The organism is Mesorhizobium sp. M1409 (assembly GCF_040317535.1).
Taxonomy (GTDB): domain Bacteria; phylum Pseudomonadota; class Alphaproteobacteria; order Rhizobiales; family Rhizobiaceae; genus Mesorhizobium.
The window spans coordinates 1-681 of sequence record NZ_JAMYKV010000158.1 but is presented as its reverse complement, the minus strand read 5'-3'; the positions used below and the strand labels follow the sequence as shown (position 1 = coordinate 681).

The window sequence follows — 681 nt, the reverse complement described above, 5'->3', positions numbered from 1 at the left end:
CCTGCGCCACGGGATGTTTTGACCAGGCGAGGGTTGGCCGCATCAGCCTCCAGCTTTCGGCGCAAGCGCATGATTAGGACATCGATACTTCGATCGTACACCTCTTCTCCACGCACACGGCTCGCGAGCAAAAGCCGTTCTCTGGATAGCACGTTGCGGGGGTTCTCCAGAAATGCGATCAAGAGATTGAACTCACATGCGGTAAGCTTGACCTCGCCACGCTCCGCACAGATCAGTCGCCGCTGCTTCACGCTGAGCTTCCAGGCCCCAAAGCGAAATGAGCGCTGCTCTCTGGTTCGCGGACTAGAAATGCGCTGGCGTAGCGCTACTCGAATGCGGGCCAAGAATTCGCGCATCCCGAAAGGCTTGGGAATGAAATCGGTTGCGCCGAGCTCCAGTGCAACCACTTTTTCCGCCTCATCAAGCCGGTCGCCGCTGATCACTATGATAGGAACATCCGATTTTGTCGCCAGATTGCGGACGATCGCAAGTCCATCCTCCCGGCCTAGGTTAAGGTCAACAACCACGAGATCGACTGGCTCACGTGAAAGAACATAGTCAAACTGCTTGCTATCGTGGACTGCGGTTACCTTCAGGGCATGCATCGTGAGATACTCGGCGATGAGGCGCCGCATTGCGGCATCATCGTCAATGACAAGAACATGTTTCAACGGCACACCT

Annotated in this window: 1 protein-coding gene; it reads right to left on the bottom strand. The window is 55.9% G+C overall.

The annotated features are described in order from the left end of the window. Window positions 1–671: two-component system response regulator VirG (gene virG / locus NKG99_RS35810; protein WP_352556354.1), on the bottom strand; the 671-nt coding region annotated here is incomplete at its 3' end. Between the last annotated feature and the right edge of the window lie 10 nt (window positions 672–681).